Source organism: Pasteurella canis, from assembly GCF_020810675.1.
Classification (GTDB): Bacteria; Pseudomonadota; Gammaproteobacteria; order Enterobacterales; family Pasteurellaceae; genus Pasteurella; species Pasteurella canis.
In genome coordinates this window covers 2,166,750-2,191,792 of record NZ_CP085871.1, presented here as the reverse complement: position 1 = coordinate 2,191,792, position 25,043 = coordinate 2,166,750, and the positions used below count along the sequence as shown (strand labels likewise).

General features: G+C 37.9%; 23 protein-coding genes, 1 pseudogene and 1 other annotated feature. All 24 genes and pseudogenes read left to right on the top strand.

Annotation, left to right across the window (positions count from 1 at the left end; translation table 11 throughout):
- The first annotated feature begins 188 nt into the window (after positions 1 to 188).
- Positions 189 to 1,451 carry a tryptophan permease gene (mtr, locus tag K7G93_RS10295; RefSeq protein ID WP_049214616.1) on the top strand — a complete coding sequence of 421 codons (1,263 nt, stop codon included), beginning with the start codon at positions 189 to 191 and terminating at the stop codon, positions 1,449 to 1,451.
- 88 nt (positions 1,452 to 1,539) lie between these two features.
- The gene (ushA, locus tag K7G93_RS10290; protein ID WP_228400386.1) at positions 1,540 to 3,189 is read left to right on the top strand and encodes a bifunctional UDP-sugar hydrolase/5'-nucleotidase UshA; all 1,650 of its coding nucleotides are present in this window, start codon (positions 1,540 to 1,542) and stop codon (positions 3,187 to 3,189) included.
- Position 3,190: 1 nt separating this feature from the next.
- A complete protein-coding gene (locus K7G93_RS10285) occupies positions 3,191 to 3,946 on the top strand; it encodes a class I SAM-dependent methyltransferase (protein WP_226690372.1) in 756 nt (251 codons plus the stop codon).
- A gap of 100 nt (positions 3,947 to 4,046) precedes the next feature.
- Positions 4,047 to 4,174 (top strand) — a sequence feature (His leader region).
- Between the two features lie 36 nt (positions 4,175 to 4,210).
- The gene (gene hisG / locus K7G93_RS10280) at positions 4,211 to 5,110 is read left to right on the top strand and encodes an ATP phosphoribosyltransferase (RefSeq protein ID WP_049214619.1); all 900 of its coding nucleotides are present in this window, start codon (positions 4,211 to 4,213) and stop codon (positions 5,108 to 5,110) included.
- Positions 5,111 to 5,112: 2 nt separating this feature from the next.
- Complete coding sequence (locus tag K7G93_RS10275) at positions 5,113 to 5,352, top strand: recombinase RecA (RefSeq protein ID WP_049214620.1); 240 nt, start codon at positions 5,113 to 5,115, stop codon at positions 5,350 to 5,352.
- A 78-nt stretch (positions 5,353 to 5,430) separates the two neighbouring features.
- Positions 5,431 to 6,717: a histidinol dehydrogenase gene (gene hisD / locus K7G93_RS10270; protein WP_226690371.1), complete on the top strand. Its 1,287-nt coding sequence runs from the start codon at positions 5,431 to 5,433 to the stop codon at positions 6,715 to 6,717.
- A gap of 2 nt (positions 6,718 to 6,719) precedes the next feature.
- On the top strand, positions 6,720 to 7,775 hold the full coding sequence (hisC, locus tag K7G93_RS10265) for a histidinol-phosphate transaminase (protein WP_226690370.1): 1,056 nt from the start codon (positions 6,720 to 6,722) through the stop codon (positions 7,773 to 7,775).
- Between the two features lie 36 nt (positions 7,776 to 7,811).
- Positions 7,812 to 8,903 (top strand): bifunctional histidinol-phosphatase/imidazoleglycerol-phosphate dehydratase HisB, encoded by a 1,092-nt coding sequence (hisB, locus tag K7G93_RS10260; RefSeq protein ID WP_226690369.1) that lies wholly within the window; start codon positions 7,812 to 7,814, stop codon positions 8,901 to 8,903.
- A gap of 109 nt (positions 8,904 to 9,012) precedes the next feature.
- Positions 9,013 to 9,903 (top strand): DUF5655 domain-containing protein, encoded by an 891-nt coding sequence (locus K7G93_RS10255; RefSeq protein ID WP_191135130.1) that lies wholly within the window; start codon positions 9,013 to 9,015, stop codon positions 9,901 to 9,903.
- Between the two features lie 13 nt (positions 9,904 to 9,916).
- Complete coding sequence (gene hisH / locus K7G93_RS10250; RefSeq protein ID WP_226690368.1) at positions 9,917 to 10,510, top strand: imidazole glycerol phosphate synthase subunit HisH; 594 nt, start codon at positions 9,917 to 9,919, stop codon at positions 10,508 to 10,510.
- Between the two features lie 43 nt (positions 10,511 to 10,553).
- Positions 10,554 to 11,303 (top strand): 1-(5-phosphoribosyl)-5-[(5-phosphoribosylamino)methylideneamino]imidazole-4-carboxamide isomerase, encoded by a 750-nt coding sequence (gene hisA, locus K7G93_RS10245; RefSeq protein WP_226690367.1) that lies wholly within the window; start codon positions 10,554 to 10,556, stop codon positions 11,301 to 11,303.
- Positions 11,285 to 12,058 (top strand): imidazole glycerol phosphate synthase subunit HisF, encoded by a 774-nt coding sequence (hisF, locus tag K7G93_RS10240; protein WP_115323535.1) that lies wholly within the window; start codon positions 11,285 to 11,287, stop codon positions 12,056 to 12,058. Before hisA ends, hisF begins: the two co-directional genes overlap by 19 nt.
- Positions 12,058 to 12,675: a bifunctional phosphoribosyl-AMP cyclohydrolase/phosphoribosyl-ATP diphosphatase HisIE gene (gene hisIE, locus K7G93_RS10235; RefSeq protein ID WP_226690366.1), complete on the top strand. Its 618-nt coding sequence runs from the start codon at positions 12,058 to 12,060 to the stop codon at positions 12,673 to 12,675. The genes hisF and hisIE overlap by 1 nt, the downstream gene beginning before the upstream one ends.
- Positions 12,676 to 12,827: 152 nt before the next feature.
- Entirely contained in the window at positions 12,828 to 13,373 is a 546-nt protein-coding gene (pyrR, locus tag K7G93_RS10230; protein ID WP_115323533.1) for a bifunctional pyr operon transcriptional regulator/uracil phosphoribosyltransferase PyrR, read from the top strand.
- A 75-nt stretch (positions 13,374 to 13,448) separates the two neighbouring features.
- Positions 13,449 to 14,378: a peptidylprolyl isomerase gene (locus K7G93_RS10225; protein WP_049214630.1), complete on the top strand. Its 930-nt coding sequence runs from the start codon at positions 13,449 to 13,451 to the stop codon at positions 14,376 to 14,378.
- An 84-nt stretch (positions 14,379 to 14,462) separates the two neighbouring features.
- On the top strand, positions 14,463 to 15,329 hold the full coding sequence (rsmA, locus tag K7G93_RS10220; protein ID WP_226690365.1) for a 16S rRNA (adenine(1518)-N(6)/adenine(1519)-N(6))-dimethyltransferase RsmA: 867 nt from the start codon (positions 14,463 to 14,465) through the stop codon (positions 15,327 to 15,329).
- A gap of 20 nt (positions 15,330 to 15,349) precedes the next feature.
- On the top strand, positions 15,350 to 16,174 hold the full coding sequence (apaH, locus tag K7G93_RS10215; protein WP_226690364.1) for a bis(5'-nucleosyl)-tetraphosphatase (symmetrical) ApaH: 825 nt from the start codon (positions 15,350 to 15,352) through the stop codon (positions 16,172 to 16,174).
- Complete coding sequence (locus K7G93_RS10210; RefSeq protein ID WP_226690363.1) at positions 16,167 to 16,736, top strand: DUF3885 domain-containing protein; 570 nt, start codon at positions 16,167 to 16,169, stop codon at positions 16,734 to 16,736. The genes apaH and K7G93_RS10210 overlap by 8 nt, the downstream gene beginning before the upstream one ends.
- A gap of 184 nt (positions 16,737 to 16,920) precedes the next feature.
- Positions 16,921 to 18,024 carry a transglutaminase-like domain-containing protein gene (locus K7G93_RS10205; protein WP_226690362.1) on the top strand — a complete coding sequence of 368 codons (1,104 nt, stop codon included), beginning with the start codon at positions 16,921 to 16,923 and terminating at the stop codon, positions 18,022 to 18,024.
- The gene (locus tag K7G93_RS10200; protein ID WP_049214635.1) at positions 17,999 to 18,352 is read left to right on the top strand and encodes a membrane protein; all 354 of its coding nucleotides are present in this window, start codon (positions 17,999 to 18,001) and stop codon (positions 18,350 to 18,352) included. Before K7G93_RS10205 ends, K7G93_RS10200 begins: the two co-directional genes overlap by 26 nt.
- Before the next feature lie 11 nt (positions 18,353 to 18,363).
- On the top strand, positions 18,364 to 18,666 hold the full coding sequence (locus K7G93_RS10195) for a heavy-metal-associated domain-containing protein (RefSeq protein ID WP_115323527.1): 303 nt from the start codon (positions 18,364 to 18,366) through the stop codon (positions 18,664 to 18,666).
- A gap of 34 nt (positions 18,667 to 18,700) precedes the next feature.
- Positions 18,701 to 19,316: pseudogene (locus tag K7G93_RS10190) on the top strand (HI_0552 family protein).
- Positions 19,317 to 19,533: 217 nt separating this feature from the next.
- On the top strand, positions 19,534 to 22,179 hold the full coding sequence (locus tag K7G93_RS10185; protein WP_226690361.1) for an autotransporter outer membrane beta-barrel domain-containing protein: 2,646 nt from the start codon (positions 19,534 to 19,536) through the stop codon (positions 22,177 to 22,179).
- Positions 22,180 to 22,444: 265 nt separating this feature from the next.
- On the top strand, positions 22,445 to 25,027 hold the full coding sequence (gene leuS / locus K7G93_RS10180) for a leucine--tRNA ligase (RefSeq protein WP_226690360.1): 2,583 nt from the start codon (positions 22,445 to 22,447) through the stop codon (positions 25,025 to 25,027).
- The last annotated feature ends 16 nt before the right edge of the window (positions 25,028 to 25,043 follow it).

The following is a 25,043-nucleotide window of genomic DNA, read 5'->3' as shown; positions in this document are numbered from 1 at the left end:
TATAAATAAAAGCAGTCAATTATAGCCTTAAATTACGCAATTTGTCGAGATACTGTGGGTTATCGTGACCGAATTACAAGATTAAAAAATAAATACACAAAAAGAGAAAAAATATTTGATTTTTATTTTTGCACTATTAAAATAGTACAAGTTTAAAATAAATAATAACAACTGAAGTGGTACTTTATATGACAACAACACTAAAAAAACGACCTTCTCTAGTAGGCGGAGCAATGATTATTGCAGGAACAGCGATTGGCGCTGGTATGTTAGCAAACCCAACAGCGACCTCAGGGGTTTGGTTTATAGGTTCGATTCTTCTTTTAGCCTACACTTGGTTTTGTATGACAACTTCGGGCTTAATGATACTTGAAGCCAACTTGCATTATCCAACTGGTGCAAGCTTTGACACCATTGTGAAAGATTTATTAGGTAACGGCTGGAATGTAATAAACGGGCTTTCTGTGGCTTTTGTACTGTATATCTTAACCTATGCTTACATTACATCAGGCGGTGGTATTACCCAAAACTTATTCAATCAGCTATTCAGCTCACCAGAAAGTGCTATCGATATTGGACGCAGTTCTGGCTCACTGATTTTCTGTATTGTACTTGCTTCTTTTGTGTGGTTATCTACTAAAGCAGTCGACCGTTTTACCACAGTACTCATCGCAGGCATGGTTGTGGCGTTCTTTCTTTCCACTAGCGATTTAATTAGCTCAGTAAAAACAGAAGTACTATTCAATCAAATCGCACAAGGTGAACAACAATATTTGCCTTATATTTTGACCGCACTTCCTGTCTGCTTAGTGTCATTTGGTTTCCATGGTAACGTACCAAGCCTTGTCAAATATTACGATCGTGATGGCAAACGCGTGATGAAATCGATCTTCTTAGGCACAGGCATTGCGTTAGTGATTTACATCTTATGGCAGTTAGCTGTGCAAGGAAACTTGCCACGCGCTGAATTTGCACCAGTCATTGAAAAAGGTGGCGACATTGCTGCACTACTTGGCGCACTTTCACAATATATCCAAACAGATTACATTGGTGTGGTGCTGAACTTCTTTGCTTATATGGCAATTGCGAGCTCATTCTTAGGGGTAAGTTTAGGTTTATTTGACTATATTTCTGACCTATTCAAATTAGATGACAGCTTATCAGGCAGAACTAAAGCGACCTTAATCACATTCTTACCGCCATTATTATTAAGCTTACAATTCCCTTATGGATTTGTAATCGCGATTGGCTATGCAGGTTTGGCTGCAACGATTTGGGCAGCTATTGTCCCAGCCTTACTCGCAAAGGCAACTCGTCAAAAATTCACCTCAAGCTCATATCAAGTTTATGGTGGTAACTTTATGATTTATTTTGTGATTCTCTTTGGTGTGTTAAATATTTTGATACAAATTGCTGCACAATTTAACATCTTGCCTACTTTTTTGGGCTAGTCATCACAAATTTAATGCAAAACGCTTGGCTTGATATAAAATTTTAGGTATATAGGTTAGCTGATTTTTCAATCTTAAGAGGTTCATAATGAAAAAAATAATCAAATTGAGCGCTATTACTTTATCATTAGGTTTAATCAGTCAAGCACATGCTTATACTCAAGACAAAACCTACAATATCACCGTTTTACACGCAAATGATACACACGGTCATTTTTGGAAAAACAGTAAAGGTGAGTACGGTTTTGCTGCACACAAAACATTAATTGACAATATTCGTAAAGAAGTGGAAAGCAAAGGCGGATCAGTTGTTTTACTTCATGCAGGTGATTTCAATACAGGTGTACCTGAATCAGATATGTTGAATGCAAAACCTGATATTGAAGGGATGAATATGATTGGTTATGACGTAGCTGTACTCGGTAACCATGAGTTTGATTTCCCAGTACAACTGCTCGAAATGCAAGAAAAATGGGCTAAGTTCCCATTAATTTCGGCGAATGTAATTAATAAAAAAACCAATAAACCATTAGTTCAACCTTATGTGATGTTGAAAAAAGAGGACTTAAACATCGCAGTTGTAGGTTTAACAACTGAAGATACCGCAAAATTAGGTAACCCAGATGTAGTTGATCACGTTATCTTCAAAAATCCGATTGAAACAGCAAAAACAACACTTGCTGAAATCAATAAAACTGAAAAACCAGATATCCGCATTGCGCTGACCCATATGGGCTACTATTTTGACGGTCAACACGGTCAAAATGCACCTGGTGATGTCACGATGGCACGTACTCTAGATAAAGGTGCATTTGACTTAATTATTGGCGGACACACACATGATACGGTTTGTATTGATGAACAAGGCCAATTCAAAGCGAAATACACGCCAGGTGAAGAATGTAAACCAGACTTCCAAAACGGTACTTGGATTGTTCAAGCGGGCGAATGGGGCAAATATATTGGTCGTGCTGATTTTGAATTCAAAAATGGTGAAACTAAATTGGTGAAATATGAGTTAATCCCAATTAACTTAAAACAAAAAATCAAATTAGAAGACGGTAAATCGGACTACAAACTCTATCAAGCTGAGATAGCAGAAGATCCTGCTGTATTTGCACATTTAAAAACTTATCAAGACGAAGGCGATCGCTTATTAGGCGTGAAAGTAGGTGAGGTGAAAGGAAAATTTGTCGGTGATCGTAAAATTATTCGTTTCGAACAAACTAACTTAGGTCGCCTAATTGCTCAATCACAAATGGAGCGTGTCAAAGCAGATATTGGTATTATGAACTCTGGCGGTATTCGCGCGGATATCAACGAAGGCGAAACAACTTATAAAGATCTACTTACAGTACAACCTTTCGGTAATATGATCGCAACTGTCGATTTAACAGGTCAAGAGCTTTTAGACTACCTCAACGTGGTTGCAATGAAACAAGTTGATAGTGGTGCATATCCACAATTTGCAGGTCTTTCAATGGTCGTTGATCGTACTGCCCAAAAAGTGTCTGATGTAAAAGTGGGTGGTAAAGCACTTGATTTAAACAAAAAATATAAAGTCTCTGTACCAGACTATTGCGCAGGCGGTGGTGATGGCTATCCAGTCTTGAAAAAACACCCAAGCTATGTGAACACTGGTTTCATCGATGCTGAAATGTTGAAAAAATACTTTGAAGAAAACAAAGTATTAGACGCCTCTAAATACGATCCAAAAGACGACATCATCTTCAAATAAGATGACCAAGAAAAGCGTCTATGATGCCCCGCAATTTTTTGAGCTTTATTTAAAATTGCGGGAAAATCCAATCAGCTTAAATGAAGTAGTAGAAAAGCCGACAATGTTGTCCCTACTACCCCATTTAACAGGCAAAAAACTGTTAGATCTGGGCTGTGGTTGTGGTGGGCACCTACAACTTTATTTACAACGTCATGCCCACTTTGTCGTGGGCATTGATCTGTCTGAAAATATGCTAAAACAGGCAGAAACAGACTTAGCGAAATCTTCTACAAATGCACCGCACTTTGCCTTGTATCAGCTTTCTATGGAACAACTCAGTGAGCTGCCTGAAAGCCATTTTGATGTCATCACAAGCTCATTTGCGTTTCATTATGTGCAAGATTTTCCTCAATTATTATCCGATATTCATCAAAAATTAAATCCGAATGGTTATTTAATTTTCTCGCAAGAACATCCAATCGTCACATGTTATCAAGGCGGAGATCGTTGGGAAAAAGATGAAAATAAACAGCAAGTAGCGTACCGCTTAAATCATTATCGTGACGAAGGCGAACGTGATCGTAACTGGTTTAAACAACCGTTTAAAACCTATCACCGCACTACCGCAACCATTATTAATAATTTAATCCAAGCAGGTTTCCAAATTGAACAAATGGCAGAGCCGATGCTTGCCGATCAACCTGAATGGCAAAAGGAATTTAAAGATCTGCAACACCGCCCAGTGCTGTTGTTTATTAAAGCAAAAAAAATTTAACTTTTTTGTAAAAAACACTTGCCAGTTCATTTTTTTTACAGTAATTTGAATAGCAATTAACCAATAAGGAAGACAAAATGAATTTTAACCGCATTGCTCATCATCACCACCATCACTCCTGATTATCTTTCGGGCGTTTAGTGGTGCTTGGAAGATAGAAAATCTTCCGAGCAGTGCGATAGAAACAACAAAAAAGCCTCTCGGAACCACTCGAGAGGCTTTTTTTATAACTAAAATTCACAACATCAAACACAGGATAACATTATGATTGAAAGTAAAAGACTACGCATTGCGATGCAAAAATCAGGGCGTTTAAGCCAAGAATCTCAAGCGCTACTAAAACAATGTGGTGTAAAAATAAATTTACAAGAACAACGTTTAATTGCTTACGCTGAAAATATGCCCATTGATATTTTACGTGTTCGTGATGATGATATCCCTGGTTTAGTCTTTGATGGCGTCGTTGATCTTGGCATTATCGGTGAGAATGTTTTAGAAGAAGAGGAATTGGCTCGTCAAGCTGCTGGCGAAAGCGTCAATTATAAAAAATTACGCCGTTTAGACTTTGGTGGCTGCCGTTTATCCATCGCTATTCCACAAGATGAAAACTACAACGATGTAAGCGATCTTAAAAATGCCCGTATCGCGACTTCATACCCCAATTTGCTTAAGCGCTATATGCAACAACAAGGTGTAGATTTCAAAACTTGTTCACTCACAGGTTCAGTAGAAGTTGCGCCACGTGCAGGGCTTGCCGACGCCATTTGTGATTTAGTGTCTTCAGGTGCCACCCTTGAAGCCAACGGCTTAAAAGAAGTGGAAGTCATTTACCGCTCAAAATCCTGTTTAATTCAACGTGCCGCAGAACTTAGCCCAGAAAAACAAGCCCTAGTGAATAAGTTACTCACCCGTATCCAAGGCGTACAACAAGCAGCAGAATCCAAATACATTATGCTCCACGCACCAAAAGAAAAATTAGAAGAAATTACCGCACTTTTACCAGGCGTGGAAAACCCAACCATTTTGCCATTGGCACACGATGATTCAAAAGTCGCCATGCACGTTGTTAGCCAAGAAGTACTATTCTGGGAGACAATGGAGCAACTAAAGGAAGCAGGCGCAAGCTCTATTTTAGTGTTACCAATTGAGAAAATGATGGAGTAAATATGGCATTCACAGAAACTGAAAAACAATCTTTACTCGCTCAAAAAGGCATTGGTCCAACTATTTTGAAACGTTTAGCTGAAATGGGGCTAGATGATGTGAATCAATTAGCAAATTCTACCCCTGACTTTATCTTACAACTCGGTTCAGAAATTACAGGCTCAACTTGTTGGCGAAATAGCCCGCAAGCTCGTAAAGCAATAGAGACTGCAATTAATTGGGCTAAGGCACAAAACAGTTAATATATTGCAAAAAATGCTTTAAAACTGACCGCTTGTATTTTTTATTAATGAATTTACTGTGCAATATGAGAAAAAATTATGCAAACACTAATTTGGAATAACTTAAATGATCAAGAAAAACAAACCGCACTTTCACGCCCAGCGCAAGCGATTGGTGAGCAAATTACACAAGCGGTCAATGAAATTAAGACGAATGTGCTTAAAAATGGCGATCAGGCGTTATTTGAGCTGTCTGAAAAATTCGATAAAGTGAAATTGGAAAGCCTAATTATTTCTAAAGCGCAACTTGAACAAGCAAGCAGCCGAATTTCTGATGAACTGAAAAAAGCCATTCAAACAGCGAAAGGTAATATTGAGCGTTTTCACCAAGCACAGAAAAATCAAAGCGTTGATATCGAAACACAAGAAGGTGTACGTTGCCAAGTGTTAACCCGCCCAATTCAAAAAGTAGGTTTGTATATTCCGGGTGGTTCTGCTCCGCTCTTTTCTACGGTGTTAATGCTCGCAGTGCCTGCCAAAATAGCAGGCTGCAAAACCATTGTACTTTGCTCACCACCACCGATTGCAGATGAAATTCTCTACACTGCAAACTTATGTGGCGTTGAAACCATTTATGCCATCGGTGGCGCTCAAGCAGTATTTGCCATGGCAAATGGTACAGAAAGTGTGCAAAAGGTGGATAAAATTTTCGGACCGGGCAACGCCTTTGTTACTGAAGCCAAACGCCAAGTGATGATGAATGGTACTGCAATTGATATGCCTGCGGGCCCTTCAGAAGTGTTGGTGATTGCCGATGAATTTGCCGATCCTGATTTTGTAGCGAGTGATTTACTTTCCCAAGCAGAACACGGCGCAGACAGCCAAGTGATTTTAGTGACGAATTGCGAAACCTTAGCAAAACAGACCGCACTTGCCATTGAACAACAACTTACATGCTTACCAAGAGCGGAAACCGCACGCAAAGCCCTTGCACACAGCCGCACGTTTATCGCAGAAGATCTACAACAATGTGTTGAAATCAGTAATGCTTATGCGCCTGAACATTTAGTCGTACAAGTGGAAAACGCCCGTAACTTATTACCACTGCTAGATAATGCAGGCTCAATCTTTTTGGGTGCTTATTCCCCTGAAAGTATGGGTGACTATGCCAGCGGCACTAATCACGTACTGCCAACTTACGGCTACACTCGCACGCACTCTAGCCTAGGTTTAGCTGATTTCAGCAAACGAATGACCGTACAAGAACTTAGCCCACAAGGCTTTAAGAAGCTCGCCAATACAGTGATGTTAATGGCAGAAGCAGAACAATTAGAAGCGCACAAACAAGCGGTGGCAATCCGCCTAACTAAATTGGAACAGGAGTAATTATGTCAATTACCTCACTTTCACGTAAAAATATTCAAGCCTTAACGCCCTATCAATCCGCGCGTCGTTTAGGCGGGAAAGGTGATATTTGGTTGAATGCGAATGAATATCCGACTTCGCCAAATTTTGATTTAACTCACCGCACGTTTAACCGTTATCCTGAACCTCAACCGCAATCGGTAATTGAAGGCTATGCCAATTATGCAAGGGTAAAACCTGAAAATGTGTTAGTCAGCCGAGGTGGCGATGAAAGTATCGAGCTAATTATCCGCGCTTTTTGTGAAGTAGAAGATAGCGTACTTTACTGCCCGCCTACTTACGGCATGTATTCTGTAAGCGCAGAAACCTGTGGCATTACATTAAAAACTGTGCCTTTAACCGCCGATTTTCAGCTGAATTTACCTGAAATCGAACGCAATCTTGCAGACGCGAAAGTCGTGTTTGTGTGTAGCCCGAATAATCCAACGGGTACGTTAGTGAATCGTGAAGATTTGTTAGCTTTATTAGAAATGACGAGAGAGAAAGCCATTGTGGTTGTTGACGAGGCTTACATTGAATTTTGCCCACAAGCGACAATGGTTACGGAGCTAAAAAATTACCCGCACTTGGCGATTATCCGCACCCTATCCAAAGCCTTTGCATTGGCGGGCTTGCGTTGTGGTTTTACCCTTGCAAACAAAGAGTTAATCGACGTGCTACAAAAAGTCATTGCGCCTTATCCATTGCCTGTGCCTGTGGCGGATATTGCGGCTCAAGCCCTGCAAAAAGATAGCTTACAAATGATGCAACAGCGAGTACAAGAAATTTTGCAAAATCGCACCGCACTTGAAGCGGAACTTTGCACATTACCTTGCGTTGAAAACGTCTTTGCAAGCGATGGTAACTATGTCTTAGTGAAATTTAAAGACGGGCAAAAGGTATTTAAAGCCCTTTGGGAGCAAGGCATTATCTTGCGTAACCAACACAGCGCATTGATGTTAGAAAACTGCATTCGTATCACGATTGGCACTGCAGAAGAAAACCGCCAAGTGATTGAAGCTATTCGTCAAATTGCATAAGATACAGACAGAACAAAAGACAAACAGGATAACAATATGACACAACAATCAATTCTTTTTATCGACCGCGACGGCACGTTAATTGATGAACCGAAAACCGATTTTCAAATCGACAGTTTAGAAAAATTACAATTTGAGCCGAATGTCATTCCGGCACTGTTAAAGCTCAAACCTTTTTACCGTTTTGTGATGGTCAGCAACCAAGACGGCTTAGGCACGCCATCTTTCCCGCAAGAGAGTTTTGACAAACCGCACAATGCAATGATGGCATTATTTAAGTCACAAGGCATTGAATTTGACGAAGTGTTAATTTGTCCGCACAAGTCAGAAGACAACTGTGATTGCCGTAAGCCTAAAGTCAAATTATTGAAAAAATATATTGATAAAAAACTGTTCGACCCAGCCACAAGCTTTGTGATTGGCGACCGATACACGGATGTGCAACTGGCAGAAAACCTCGGTATTCGTGCATTGCAATACGATCGAGAGAAACTCAATTGGGATCTGATTGTTGAAAAACTTTTACCAAAACAGACCGCACTTTTAGACCGCACACCACGCTATGCGGAAGTGGTTCGCACAACCAAAGAAACGGACATTAAAGTGCAAGTTTGGCTCGATGAAACAGGCGTGAATGAGATTAAAACAGGCGTAGGTTTCTTCGATCATATGCTCGATCAAATCGCAACTCACGGCGGTTTTAGAATGAATGTGAGTAGCAAAGGCGATTTATGGATTGATGAACACCACACGGTGGAAGACACCGCACTTGCGCTCGGCACCGCATTAAAACAAGCGCTTGGTGATAAACGAGGCATTCAACGCTTTGGCTTTGTGTTGCCAATGGACGAATGCAAAGCAGAATGTACGATGGACTTATCAGGTCGCCCCTATTTCAAATTCAAAGCCAAATTTAAACGCGACAAAGTGGGCGATTTCAGCACCGAAATGACGGAGCATTTTTTCCAATCTATCGCTTATACCTTAATGGCAACCTTGCACCTAAAAACCAAAGGCGACAACGACCACCACAAAATCGAAAGCCTGTTTAAAGTGTTTGGCAGAACATTAAGGCAGTGTATTAAGGTGGAAGGGAATGAGTTGCCGAGTAGTAAGGGGGTGTTGTGATATATAATTGTAAGTAGTTACTTTGTTAATAACTATGGTTACAAATGCGGTTAGTTACTACTAAGTTTTAGGTGACTTTAACCGCTATACAACAAATAAGGAATCAATAATGCAGATTTTTCATAAAAATAAAAATAACTTAATTAATTTAAAAGAAATTCCATTTAAATTAGAGCGAGATATTCAACGTTTAGTAGAAAATAATTTAACACTAGCAACAGGGTTAATATTAGTTAAGTCTGAATTTTCAGTACAAAATCAACGGATTGATACACTTGCCTTTGATGCTGAAAACAATGCATTTGTCATTATTGAATATAAAAGGAGTCATAATTACAGTGTATTTGATCAAGGCATTAGTTACTTAAATACATTACTTAAACACAAAGCAGACTTTGTTTTAGAATACAACGAGCAATTAAGTAAAACTTTAAGAAAAGATAAAGTTGATTGGTCCCAAAGTAAAGTGGTCTTCGTTGCCCCAGCATTTAATCAAACTCAAAAGCAAGCTATCGATTTTAAAGATTTAAATATAGAACTTTGGGAAATCAAACAATTTGAGAATGATATTATTGTGCTTAATGGATTAAAAAAATCTATTTATCAACCAACTCTTAAACATAATGAAAAACTATCCGAAATAACGAAAGAAATTAAAACATATAGTGAAGAAGATCACTTAGCAGACAAATCGGATGATATAATTGAACTTTATCAATCCTTTAAGCAAGCTATATTAAATCTAAATCCTGAAATCACTTATTCTGCTAAAAAACTATATATTTCATTTAAATTAAATAGCACTCTTGCTGATGTTGAAATCCAAAAATCAGGACTAAAAATAGGCATAAATATGAAAAAAGGCGAACTTGATGATCCCAAAAATTTAACTAAAGATGTGTCTCAAATAGGACATTGGGGACAAGGCGATTACCAAGTAAGTGTTAAAGATACTAAAAATTTAGAATATATAATGAGCTTAATTAAACAAGCTCTATAAAGTGGAATAAACAATGCAAATTACCATCATCAACACCCGATGCGCTAACCTTTCTTCCGTCAAATTTGCTTTTGATCGTTTAGGTTATCACGCAGAAATTACCGATAATATTGAGCAAATCCAATCTGCTGATAAATTAATTTTGCCTGGTGTGGGAACAGCTAAAGCCGCTATGCAAAATTTGGCGGATTTAGGCTTAATTGAAGTTATTCAACACTTAACCCAACCTGTTCTAGGGATTTGTTTGGGTATGCAATTAATGACGGAATATTCCGAAGAAGGTAATTTGGACTTGTTAAAACTGATGTCAGGCAGAACAGAAAAATTGCCTGATTGTCAGTTACCGTTGCCTCATATGGGCTGGAATAAAGTGCATTATGTCGCTGATCACCCGTTATTTGCGGATATCGAACAAGATAGCTATTTTTATTTTGTACATAGCTATGGCGTGTTGCCGAACTCGCATACCGTTGCCACTTGCGATTACGGCGTACCTTTTTCTGCAGTAATCCAACATAACAATTTTTACGGCGCACAATTCCACCCAGAGCGCTCAGGCAAGGCTGGCGCATTATTTTTGCGTAACTTTGTGGAAAATATTAAATAAGTGCGGTCAATTTTAAGAAAATTTTGCAAACACAGGAAACACAATGAAAACATCACAAATTATCCCTGCACTTGATCTGATTGACGGTCAGGTGGTACGTCTGTATCAAGGTGATTACGGGCAGAAAACCCTTTATTCAGATAATCCGATTGCCCAATTCCAAACCTATGTGACGCAAGGGGCAAAACAATTGCATTTAGTGGATCTCACTGGTGCAAAAGATCCGAATAAACGCCAAACACACCTGATTGGTGAGATTATCAACGCTGTGAATTGCCCGATTCAAGTAGGTGGTGGAATTCGTTCCGAACAAGATGTCGCCGATTTATTAGCCGTTGGTGCGAATCGTGTCGTCATTGGATCAACTGCCGTCAAACAACCTGAAATGGTCAAACAATGGTTTAAAAAATATGGCGCTGAAAAATTCGTGTTAGCGTTAGATGTGAACATTAATGCACAAGGCGAGAAACAGATTGCCGTAAGCGGCTGGCAAGAAAATAGCGGTGTTTCGTTAGAAGCGCTCATTGCGGATTTTAGTGAAGTAGGCTTGCAACACGTGTTATGTACAGATATTTCCAAAGACGGCACGTTACAAGGCTCAAATGTGGCACTTTATCAAGAAATCTGTGCTCAATTCCCACATATCCAATTCCAATCCTCAGGTGGGATTGGCTCTCTGGCAGATGTGGAAGCATTAAAGGACACTGGTGTGTCTGGTGTGATTGTTGGTCGAGCCTTATTGGAAGGCAAATTTAATGTGCAGGAGGCGATCGCATGTTGGCAAAACGCATAATTCCTTGCTTAGACGTGCGTGATGGGCAAGTAGTGAAAGGTGTCCAGTTCCGCAACCACGAAATTATTGGCGATATTGTGCCACTTGCTCAACGCTATGCGGAAGAAGGTGCAGATGAGCTAGTTTTCTATGATATTACTGCCTCTTCAGACGGCAGAACAATTGATAAAAGCTGGGTAGAACGTGTGGCACAAGTGATTGATATTCCATTCTGCGTGGCGGGAGGCATTAAAAGTGTCGAAGATGCCGAAAAACTGTTTGCCTTTGGCGCAGATAAAATTTCTATAAATTCACCCGCACTTGCCGATCCTCATTTAATCAACCGCTTAGCCGATCGCTTTGGCGTGCAAGCCATTGTGGTAGGCATCGACAGCTGGTTTGAAAAAGAAACAGGCAAATACTGGGTCAATCAATATACTGGCGATGAAAGTCGCACTCGCCAAACAAACTGGCAATTACTCAACTGGGTAAAAGAAGTGCAGAAACGTGGTGCAGGTGAAATCGTATTAAATATGATGAATCAAGATGGTGTCCGCCAAGGCTACGACATCGCCCAATTAAAATTAGTACGTGAAGTTTGCCACATTCCTCTAATCGCTTCAGGCGGTGCAGGTGAAATGGTGCATTTCCGAGATGCGTTTATAGAAGCTAATGTTGATGGTGCACTTGCCGCCAGCGTGTTCCATAAACGGATTATTGATATTGGGGAGTTGAAGGCATATTTGAGACAAGAGAATATTGAGGTGAGAGCGTAATGTTAAATAGAGAACAAATCAACTGGCAAAAAGTCGATAACCTACTACCTGTCATTATCCAGAACGAAACCACTTGCGAAGTGTTAATGCTGGGTTATATGAACCAAGAGGCGTTAGAAAAAACGCTCACGGAAAAACGTGTGACCTTTTTTTCACGTACGAAAAACCGTTTATGGACAAAAGGTGAAACCTCTGGACATTTTTTAAATGTGGTAGATATGAGCTTGGATTGTGATAATGATACGTTGCTGATTTTAGTCAATCCAATCGGTGAAACCTGTCATACAGGCGCAGAAAGCTGTTTTTATCAATTTGACAATGCAACCCAACCTGATTGGATTTTCTTTAGTAAATTAGAACGTTTGATTGCTGAACGTAAAGGTTCTGATCCAACAAGCTCTTACACCGCTCAACTTTATGCCAAAGGGACTAAGCGTATTGCACAAAAAGTTGGCGAAGAAGGCGTGGAAACCGCGCTTGCAGCCACAGTTAAAGATCGTAATGAAACCATTTGTGAAGCGGCGGATTTGGCTTATCACTTGACGGTATTATTACAAGATGCCGATTTAAGTTGGGCAGATGTGATTGGAAAACTTAAAGAACGTCATTCAAAATAATCAAAAAACTCACCGCACTTTATAGCAAATAAGATAAAAGTGTGGTGCGTTTTTTCAGAATTTCCATGTTCAACTTTTTATTTCCTATATGATATTACTTGCTTTTATGCTATTTTAACCCCTAAATTTCTTAGTTATTTAGGTCAATTATCATGGAAAAAATCATTATTGATGAAAACCAATTTCTGCGCACTATCTCTCGTATTTCACATGAAATCATTGAAAAACATCAAAACTTAGATAATGTAGTCATTGTGGGGATTAAACGCCGTGGTGCTGAAATTGCAGAGTTGATTAAGAAAAAAATCGCTGATTTAGCGAAAGTAGAACTACCTTCTATCGATTTAGATATTACGTTCTACCGAGATGACCTCGAATATGCGGAACCTAATTCTCAAAGCCCAACATATAGTGGTGCGTCAAATTTCATCAATATTCATAATAAAGAAGTAATTCTGGTTGATGATGTTCTCTATACAGGTCGAACCATTCGCGCTGCACTTGATGCATTAGTTGACTTTGGGCGAGCAGCTAAAATTGAATTAGTCATTTTTGTTGATAGAGGACATCGTGAATTGCCTATCCGTGCTGATTATGTCGGAAAAAATGTGCCGACAAGCCGCAAAGAAAAAGTCCAAGTCCGTACGATAAAATTCGATAATTGCTATGAGGTAGCGCTCATTTCACCGACTAAATAAAGTTTGTGAACCTTTTACAAAATTGATACTCTAACCAATGTAATTTTTAACTTATTTAAAATAATGGAATAGATAATGAAGATCATTAATATGAAGTCTATTTTTTTAGCTGTCATCGGATTATTTGCAGTTTCAACGACACAAGCAGCCGAGCGTATCGTCGCAACAGTCAATGGTATACCTGTTTTAGAAAGCCAAGTAAAAAAACATATGGGTAAAAAAGGCGATCGTCAAACTGCGCTAGACAAAGCAATAGATGACATATTAGTACAGCAAGCCATTGATAATTCAGGTATCAAAATCAACTATGCACAAGTGGATCAGATTATTGAAGGTATTGCGGCACAAAATGGCTTAACTTATGGTCAATTACTCGATGCATTAGACTATCAAGGAATTAGTTATAATGCTTATCGCCAACAAATTGCCAATCAACTTCTAATGGGTGAAGTGCGTAATCAAGCAATTGGGCAAAGTATTGATGTGACAAGAGAACAAGTAGAAGCCTTAAGTCAGCAATTGTTACAACAAGCAAAAGAAAAAGGGACAGAAAAAAAAGTATCTGCCAAACAATATGAAGTTCGTCATATCTTATTAAAATTAAACCCACTATTAAGTGATACACAAGCGAAGGCACAGCTAACGCAAATTCGTGCTGATATTTTATCAGGTAAAACGACTTTTGCTGATGCTGCACTAAAATATTCAAAAGATTACTTATCTGGTGCTAATGGTGGTAATTTAGGCTTTGCATTCCCTGAAAGCTATGTTGGTCCATTCCAAAAAACAATACTAAGCAGCAAAAAAGGGATAATTTCAGCACCATTTAAAACTGAATTTGGTTGGCATATTTTAGAAGTAACGGATACACGTGAAAGTGATCGAACTGTTGATGCTTACAGACAAAAAGCCTACGAACAGTTAGTGAATGAACAAGTGAAAGATGTTGAAAGAGATTGGGTAAAAGCATTACGTAAACATGCAGATATTCGCTACTTAAAGTAAAAATAAATTAATCCATAAATCCCAGCACACAAGCTGGGATTTTGCTTTATAATAAACCGCACTTTTGTTAATTAATCAGATCATATGAATTCAAAAAAACATTTAGGTCATACCGCTCGCAAGCGTTTTGGACAAAACTTTTTACACGATGACAATGTCATTCAAGGCATTGTTTCTGCTATTTATCCACAGAAAGATCAATTTTTAGTTGAGATCGGTCCAGGTTTAGGGGCTTTAACAGAACCTGTTGGTGAGTTAGTTGATCACCTAACCGTAGTGGAATTAGACCGTGACTTAGCTGAACGTTTACGTCATCACCCTTTTTTGCATCATAAAATTACAGTAATTGAAACAGATGCCATGCAATTTGATTTTGCTCAGCTCTATCAAGAGGCAAAACTCGCTGAAAAAAATCAAAAAATGCGTGTGTTTGGTAACTTGCCTTACAACATTTCTACTCCATTGATGTTCCATTTATTTAAATATCATGATTGCATTCAAGATATGCACTTTATGCTACAAAAAGAAGTGGTAAAACGTTTATGTGCAGGTCCAAATAGCAAAGCTTACGGGCGTTTAACTATTATGGCGCAATATTTCTGTCAAGTAATGCCTGTACTTGAAGTGCCACCAACTGCGTTTAAACCAGCACCCAAAGTAGATTCAGCCGTAGTTCGTTTGATTCCTCACAAAGAATTACCATATCCTGTCAAAGATTTATATTGGTTGAATCGTGTCTGTAGCCAAGCATTCAACCAACGCCGTAAAACCTTACGCAATGCGTTATCTACTTTATTCACTGCAGAGCAACTGACTGAATTAGGCATTGATTTAACAGCACGTGCAGAAAACTTATCAATTGCGGATTATGCACGTTTAGCGAACTGGTTAGCTGACAATCCACCAGCAGATGTCAACAAAGACGAAGTGATTGAAAATTTAGACGATTAATGAAATAAGTGCGGTGTGAAATGGCAACATATCTAGTTGGTGATTTACAAGGATGCTACGACGAATTACAACTTTTACTCGAAAAAGTAAAATTTGATCCTACAAAGGATCAGCTTTATTTGGTCGGTGATTTAGTGGCGCGAGGAGATAAGTCTCTTGAGTGCCTACGGGTTGTTAAATCATTGGGACCCGCAGCTCAAACTGTGTTAGGAAATCATGATTTACATCTAATCTCTACAGCACTCGGTATTAAAAAAATAAAACCACGCGATCGTGTTGATGCAATCTTTGAGGCTCCTGATTTTGACGAGTTAATCGACTGGTTACGCCACCAGCCATTACTTATCCACCATGAACAACACCATTTTGTGATGACCCATGCTGGCATCTCTCCTGATTGGGATCTTGCGACTGCGAAGCTATGCGCTAACGAAGTGGAAGAAGTGCTACGCAACGGCAATTATCATCACCTAATCGAAAATATGTACCAAAATCACCCCAATCGTTGGGATGAAAATCTGCAAAGTTTAGATCGTCTACGTTACAGCATCAACGTGTTCACCCGTATGCGTTTTTGCTATTGGGATCATCGTTTAGATTTCGATTGCAAACAACCACCAGAATCTGCACCAGAAGAGCTCACCCCTTGGTTTAACTTAGATAACCCACTTTATCAGACGATGCCTATTATCTTTGGGCATTGGGCAAGTTTAGTTGATACCACAACACCTACGAATATTTATGCGCTTGATACAGGTTGCGTATGGGGTAATCGTATGACAATGTTACGCTGGGAAGATAAGCAATATTTCACTCAACCTGCTGTAAAAAATTATAATGAATAGCATACTGTTCAAAAAGTTATGGGATTTATCTTATCCATATTTAGTCCCTATCACGCATTTATATAAAATACAGTACCCAACGCGTTGGTTGCGTATTCATAGTCTTCCCAGCTCAAAACGTTATCCTGCTAATAAAAATGAAGAACAGCTTTTATTAGCTAGACAGAATCAATTATTCAACGATTTAATTGGCAGCAATAATGCGTTTTTTATTGTTGTTGGTTTATTTGATAATCAAAAAATGGGTAAAGTGTATTCTCAATATGATTTTCAACAATTTACTCAAATTGATTTATCGAAACAATTCCCTACAGAATATGATGAAACATCTCATTACACTTGTTTATTTTCACTACATTACTGGCAAGATCATAATTATGATGAAATGTTATTAGATATTGCCAATGATAATTCAAGAGCAACCTTTGTTTCTTTTACAAAAAATATCCTCATTGCCCCTTATGATGGAGGTATAGATATTATTTTCGCAACCCCAAAAGAGCAAACTTTATACAAAGAACGATATCAAGACTGGCTATCTCATAGAGGCGATGGACTATAATCACATATTCCTGCGGCTATCCAACTAACTGATTTCAGCAATCACTTATAAATATAACTTCAAAATATCTGTTTATTTTCCATCCATTTTCAGGTAAGCTGTGCGACGTTCATTACATACAAAAAATGAATGAACAGGGATGCATATAACATGTTATGTTTATTTATCTACACAGGACAATCTAATGAAAAAATTACTCACCGCCCTGCTTGCAGGTTGCTCTACTTTCGCATTTGCCACTTCAATTCCAAATACACTCACTGACACACATACTTACGAGCTCACCAAATCTTTTAATTTAGCTGTACCAAAAGGCTCAAAAGGTGAAACTAATTTATGGGTGCCATTGCCGGTTAATAATGAATATCAAGAAGTGAAGTCAGTAAAATTTGAAGGCAATTACAAATCCGCTTATATCAGTGAAAATAACCAATACGGTGCAAAAACCTTATTTGCAAATTGGGACAAAAATGCAGATAAACGCGATTTAAAAATCCAATTGGTGATTCAAACCAAAGATCGCGAACCTATGTTGCAAGGTGCATTAAAAGACTACCAAGTGCCAAATAAAATTCAGTATTCTGTTGATGTCTTAGAATATTTAAAACCGACAACGCACATCAAAACTGACGGCATTGTGAAAGAATATGCAGATAAAATTGTAGGTAAAGAATCTAATCCACTGAAAAAAGCTGAATTAATCCACCAATGGATCGTGAATAATATGGAGCGAGATAACTCTGTATTAGGCTGTGGCGATGGAGATGTAGAAAAAATCTTAACCACAGGGGTGCTAAAAGGAAAATGTACAGATATTAACTCAGTTTTTGTAGCATTAGCTCGTGCCTCAAACATTCCTGCGCGTGAAATTTTTGGCTTACGCTTAGGACAAGCCGTGAAAATGGGCAAATACTCTAAAGGCGCATTTGGTAGTGCTGATGTGAATAAATTTGCGAATGTCAGTGGCGGACAACATTGCCGTGCTGAATTTTATTTAGCAGGGTTTGGCTGGGTGCCTGTAGATTCGGCGGATGTCACAAAAATGCGTTTAGCTGAGAAAAAATCGGTGAATGATCCTGATACACAAGCGGTGTCTGATTACTTATTTGGCAACTGGGAAATGAACTGGATGGGCTACAATCACGCACGTGATTTCGAGCTTTATCCACTGCCAGAAGTCGCACCATTAAATAACTTTGGTTATCCATATGCAGAGATTGGTGGCGATCCGTTAAACTTCTTTGATCCAAAAGAGTTCAGCTATGAATTCACTGCAAAAGAACTATAACAAAAGTTTTATTGCAACTTGTGTTACTGCGGTAATTGCCGCAGTAACTTCTACATTGTGTTGCATTGCACCATTAATTTATCTGGTATTTGGTGTTTCATCTACTTGGTTAGTCAGCTTACACGAATACGATTATTTACGTATCCCGATGCTCATTTTATCTCTAGCAGCATTTAGTTATGGGTTTTGGTTACTCACATTTTCTAAAAAAATCATCTGCACAAAATATGTATCGCGTAAAAATCTGATTATATTGTATGCCATTGTGTTCGTCGTAATGCTATTTTTCTTACTTTATCCAACACTGTTACCTTACTTCCTTGAATAAAAAGGTGTGTTATGAAAAAAATAGTCTGTGCATTTTTGTTCTTTTTTTCTTTGTTCAATATCAGCTATGCATCAATGCCTAACATAAATACAGACGAAAAGCAGGTCTCTATTCATATTAAAGAAATGACATGCCAACTTTGTGTTTATTTAGTCAATAAAGAGCTACGTAGTATTGACGGAGTTATATCGACTAAAGCGAATTTTAAAGATCGCATTGTCAATGTTGTAGCGAAAAAAGATCTAGACAATCAGCGCTTGCTACAAGCAATTAAAAAATTGGAATATACGCCAGATATTATACAAAACCAATAATAGCTTAAAGTGCGGTCAGGATTTGTAAAATTTTATGCAACAAACAGCATTAATCAACTCCTCTTCTTGTGATGTGTTCAAAATTCTCTTTTATCAATTTGCACAGATGAAAAAGTTTTGTCCTGCAGATATTGATCACATTAAAAGGAATGACAAAGAAGAATGGGAAAAGTAGAAATATATTCTCTTGCAAATACCTAATACTTTAGGTGTACCTTTTGCAAAAGTGGGGCAATGGCTGGCGAGTTCAAGCATATTTTTTCTCTAATTTTAAATATGAATATCAACAAAACTCCGCATCGATTTTATCGATTATCTTAAATCGACATCGCCTCTCTATTAGTCTAAATTAGCATTGCTATCGAGCAGATCGTTCACAAATGAAAATTGAATAATCCAATCAATAGCTAGAGGCTATCGAGATTCAAAAATACAGCCATTTTCAGCTTTGGCATAGTGATGAAAGTGAATATGCTGATTTCAAAAAAGTTCCTGAATTTCAAGTACAGGAGCTAACATTACGCCATGCCAACGATTTTTGGTGTATTGGCAAAAATATTGAACAGCAACAGTTAGATTAGATTGATATTGTTCAGTTTAGTACTAAAACTATTAAAGAATTATTGCCTTTATATGATCGCTATCACTAATAATACTCAGAATATATTTCCCTTCTAACACCATACAAACTATGTAATCGTTTAACTACCAGTATAATCAGTTATATGTCAATAAAATTGTTTAAAAAAACAAAAAACGCTAGACTTGAGTTATAAAAAAGCAATAATTGGTTATTTAACAACCTAAAAATATTCATTTATACTCAAAAAAATATCTATATTAACTTATATAATTAGGACAAATTTTATGCAAAGGCAAAATCAAACTCATTTTATATCTAAATTATTATTACCTAAAACTCATACACAGAAACTCTCTACAATAGCGATTCTTCTCTCTAACATAGCTATTTTACCTCACATAGCTTATGCCAATTGTCCGACTCCAATAGCAGGCAGTGCCGTAGTACAATCTGGCGGCATCTGTAATTATACAGGCGATAATTTTAAAGATAAAAACCGAGACAATGCAGTAATTGATATAAGTAAAGGCGGTACAGCGACTTTCACTGCACCCCATGTTGATTTACATAAAATTAGATATGGCACGAGTGATGGTACTTATGCAGCTATTTTTTTACGCCCAGAGCAGGATTTAACTAATACTGCTATTTTTGAAGGAGATGTTACAGTGCATAAAGCAACATCTTCTCGATACCCTAGAGATATCATCATTGGTGGAGGGAATCACTTACATATTAAAGGTAATCTTAATATTTCACATGCAGAAAGTGTCAATGGTGGTTCATTATTTGCCTTAAATGGAGATGGTGATTGGGGTAATGCTCGTACGGATACATCAATGATTATTGAAGGTAATGTTATAGCAGACACTGCAGGAGCCAGTTTTATTCGGATGGGCAATGGTAAGTATGTTTTTAATAAAAATGTCTCATTAAATTCAACAGGAGGGACAATTAAAGTTTTTGAAAATACATCAGGTCAGCTCTTATTTCAAGGAAAAACAACTATTATGAACGATAAGACGTTCTTGTATATTCCACCTACTGCTACACCAACAATTATATTTAATCAATTTACTATTACGAACCCAAATGATAATGAAATTTTTACTTTAGGTAATGGTAAAACCACTATGAACGGCAATAGTATTTTTAACACGCCAAATGCTGATGCGATCAGACTCTATAGTAACGCAACTTTCGAAAATAATGGTCAATTATCAGTAACAAGTAAAGATGGTATTACTATTCACGCTATACCAGAAGAAAATAGAACAGCTGTTTTCAATAATTTATCTCAAGGTAATATAAATACTAATAAGCAAATCATTGTTAATGATGGTGCAGGAAAACTAGTCATTAATAACCAAGGTAATTTATCTTCAACAGCCGCACTTTTTCAAAATACACAAAATGGTCATATCGATGTGACGAATTCGAATATATTAACAGGCTTTTTAGTGAGTAGTAATACCGATACTCTCAATCTCATGAATACTGGAAGTTGGTATAATACTGCAAACTCTAAATTAGATAATTTAGTTAATACAGGTACAATTACATTTATTTCTCCTAGCAATGATCAACCACTTATACTTACAGCAGATAACTATAGTGGAGGTGGTACTTTGATCATCAATTCCCATTGGGATGATTTAGGCAATACACTAAATGGGATATCAAAAACAGATGTACTAAAAATTAAAACGATTGATGGCAATGCTATTACTACGATTAAAATTCATGGCAATAAAATAGGTAATATTACTGCAAAAAATCAACAGCAATTTTCAACAAACGTGATTGAAGTAGAAAACGATCACAGCGGTAATTTATTTATTGGGACCGCTGAAACCTATGGTCCCTATGAGGCACAACTTAAACGTGATGGTAATAACTATCATTGGACATTACAATCTTTACCAAATATAGAAATCATCAACCAACCTGTTGTCGGTTATATACAACAGCCATTCATTAATCGCCAAATGATATACTCACAACTTGGTAAATTACATGAACGTATTGGTGAACAACCTCATTTATTGTTTGATAAAAATGATATTAACAAACGAATTTGGACTCGAGTACATTATGGCTATGATATGTTTCAAGGTAAAAAGCGCTTTGCTACCAAAACACAATCTGGTTTTATACAATTTGGTCAAGACTTAATTTTCAAGCTAAGTGAAGACAAAACACGGCAATATACAGGTATTACATTGACTTATGGCTGGGCAAAAAATAGTTTCTTTGATAAATATCGTACAAAAAATGCTATCGTTACATCGAATAAGTTTACTGGTAGTGCCAGAACAGACATGTTCTCACTTGGTAGCTATCATACTTACTATAGTTCAACGGGTTTATACATTGATACTGTTGGACAAATTTCTTGGCTACAAAACCGTTATCGTAGCCAAAATACGCAAACTAAACAAAATGGTTATGCTTTTGGTGCATCAATAGAAATAGGTAAACCATTTCCACTACTTAATCCAAATATTGCCATTGAACCACAAGCTCAAATCAGCTATCAATCTGTATGGCTAAAAAGTTTTAACGATGGCATTAAAGCAATACAAAAAAACCACCAAGATAGTTGGGTAGCTCGGATTGGTACACGTGTCACATGGAATAACAATAAACAAAACCATGAGCCTGTTTTTTATATTAGTGCTAACTTACTTAAAATGTTAAAAGGTGAAAAAAGCCAAATAAAAATTGATAACCAAATAGCAAGTGAACATTTTAGTGATTTAGCCGCAGATTTTGGTCTTGGAGGACAACTCCCACTGACAAAAAATCTCACTCTTCACGCGAATGTACATTATGTATTAGGTATTCAAGATCGTAATAAAGTCTATCGCAATTCAACACTTTCACGTGAGTCTTACAATGGCTACTTAGGTATTCGCTATACTTGGTAATAAATTGGCGATTCAGGGCTCTCTACTCTTTAATAAAATAATAGGGAGTCCTTATACTCTATCTTAAAAATCTTCTTGTCAATTAAGAAAAAATACCACGTATTATAAGATATAAAACAAGCAAACTATTTACTCAAGCACCTCCTATATCTCACTATTTTTCAGTATTTAAGCTGTCAATTTCCCCCATTTTACGCTATTCTATACGGTATTTTCTCAAATAAATTCTCTCCGCAAATTGCGGTTAAAATCGTAAGGTAACACTATGCAAGAACAATATCGTCCCGATTTGATTGAGCCAGAAGTTCAACAATATTGGCAAGAAAATAAAACATTTAAAGCGATTAAAGATATTAATAAACCGAAATATTACTGCCTCTCAATGTTCCCTTACCCATCAGGTCGTCTGCATATGGGTCATGTGCGTAACTATACTATTGGTGATGTGGTTTCACGCTATCAACGTATGAACGGGAAAAATGTCTTACAACCAATGGGCTGGGATGCATTCGGTTTGCCAGCTGAAGGTGCTGCGATCAAAAATAAGACTGCACCTGCAAAATGGACTTACGAAAATATCGATTATATGAAAAACCAACTCAAAATTTTGGGTTTTGGCTTTGATTGGGAGCGTGAGGTGACCACCTGTAAACCTGAATACTACAAATGGGAACAATGGTTCTTCACCGAGTTATACAAAAAAGGTTTAGTGTACAAAAAAACATCTACAGTGAACTGGTGCCCAAACGATGAAACTGTATTAGCGAATGAACAAGTGCACGAAGGCTGCTGCTGGCGCTGTGATACCCCTGTGGAACAAAAAGAAATTCCACAATGGTTTATTAAAATCACAGATTATGCAGAGCAATTATTAGGTGATTTGGACAACCTTCCATTATGGCCAGACCAAGTAAAAACAATGCAACGTAACTGGATCGGTCGTTCTGAAGGGGTTGAAATCACATTCAAATTAGACAATTCTGAAGATAGCTTAACTGTTTATACCACACGCCCAGATACCTTCTTTGGTGTGTCTTATGTTGCTGTTGCAGCAGCACATCCTTTAGCAGAAAAGGCGGCGGAAAATAACCCAGAATTAGCCCAATTCATCCAAGAATGCAAAAACACCAAAGTGGCAGAAGCTGAACTTGCGACAATGGAAAAGAAAGGTATGCCAACTGGACTATTCGTTATTCATCCATTAACTGGGGAAAAATTACCAGTTTGGGTGGCTAACTTTGTGTTAATGCATTATGGTACTGGTGCGGTTATGGCTGTTCCTGCTCACGATGAACGTGACTATGAATTTGCGAAAAAATATGATTTACCAATTAATCAAGTTATCCAACCATTAGATGGTTCAGAATGGGATTTCAGCAAAGCGGCATTTACTGAATACGGCAAATTAGTGAACTCAGCTGAATTTGATGGTTTAGATTTTGATGGTGCATTTAACGCGATCGCAGACAAACTCATGCAAATAGGCGTAGGTAAAAAGCAAACTAACTACCGCTTACGTGACTGGGGTGTTTCTCGTCAACGCTACTGGGGAGCACCAATTCCAATGCTTACTTTAGAAAACGGCGATGTCGTGCCTGCACCATTACAAGATTTACCAATCGTATTGCCTGAAGATGTGGTAATGGACGGTGTGAAAAGCCCAATCAAAGCAGATCCTGAATGGGCAAAAACCACGTACAACGCCCAACCAGCATTAAAAGAAACTGATACCTTTGATACTTTTATGGAATCTTCTTGGTACTATGCACGTTACACCTCACCAACATTTGCAGAAGCAATGTTAGATAAAGAAGAAGCAAATTACTGGTTACCAGTGGATCAATACATCGGTGGTATTGAACACGCAACAATGCACTTATTGTATTTCCGTTTCTTCCACAAATTATTACGTGATGCTGGTTTTGTCACAAGCGATGAGCCAGCAGATAAATTATTGTGTCAAGGTATGGTGCTAGCAGATGCATTCTATTACACATCACCAACGAATGAGCGTATTTGGGTATCGCCAACGGAAGTCACACTTGAGCGTGATGAAAAAGGTCGTATCTTAAAAGCCTTTGATAAAGAAGGTCGTGAACTTGTTCATTCAGGTATGACCAAAATGTCAAAATCTAAAAATAACGGTATTGACCCACAAGAAATGGTAGAAAAATACGGTGCGGATACTGTACGCTTGTTCATGATGTTTGCTTCACCAGCAGAAATGACTCTTGAATGGCAAGAGTCAGGTGTAGAAGGGGCTAAACGCTTTCTTGGTCGTTTATGGAATCTGGCGTTTGAATATAATAAAAATCCAGCAAAAACTGCTGTAGAACCGACCGCTCTTTCAGCCAGCCAAAAAGCATTGCGTCGAGATGTACACAAAACGATTGCCAAAGTAAGCGATGATATTGGTCGACGTCAGACATTCAACACTGCAATCGCTGCAATTATGGAGTTAATGAATAAATTAACGAAAGCACCGTTAGAAAATGATCAAGATCGAGCCATTATGGCTGAAGCATTAAGCGCTGTAATACGTATGCTTTATCCAATCACGCCACATATTTGTTTCCAATTATGGAAAGAGCTGGGTAATCAAGGGGCAATTGACTTTGCCCCTTGGGTAGAAGCAGATGCTGCTGCGATGATTGATGATGAAAAATTAGTCGTAGTACAGGTAAATGGTAAAGTACGTGCAAAAATTACTGTACCAGCGAATATGGGTGAAGAAGATATTAAACAAGTCGCTTTATCAGATAGTAATGTAAGTAAGCACTTAGAAGGTTTAACTATCGTGAAAACCATCTATGTACCTGGTAAATTATTTAGCTTTGTTGCGAAATAATTCATAATTTGTCTTA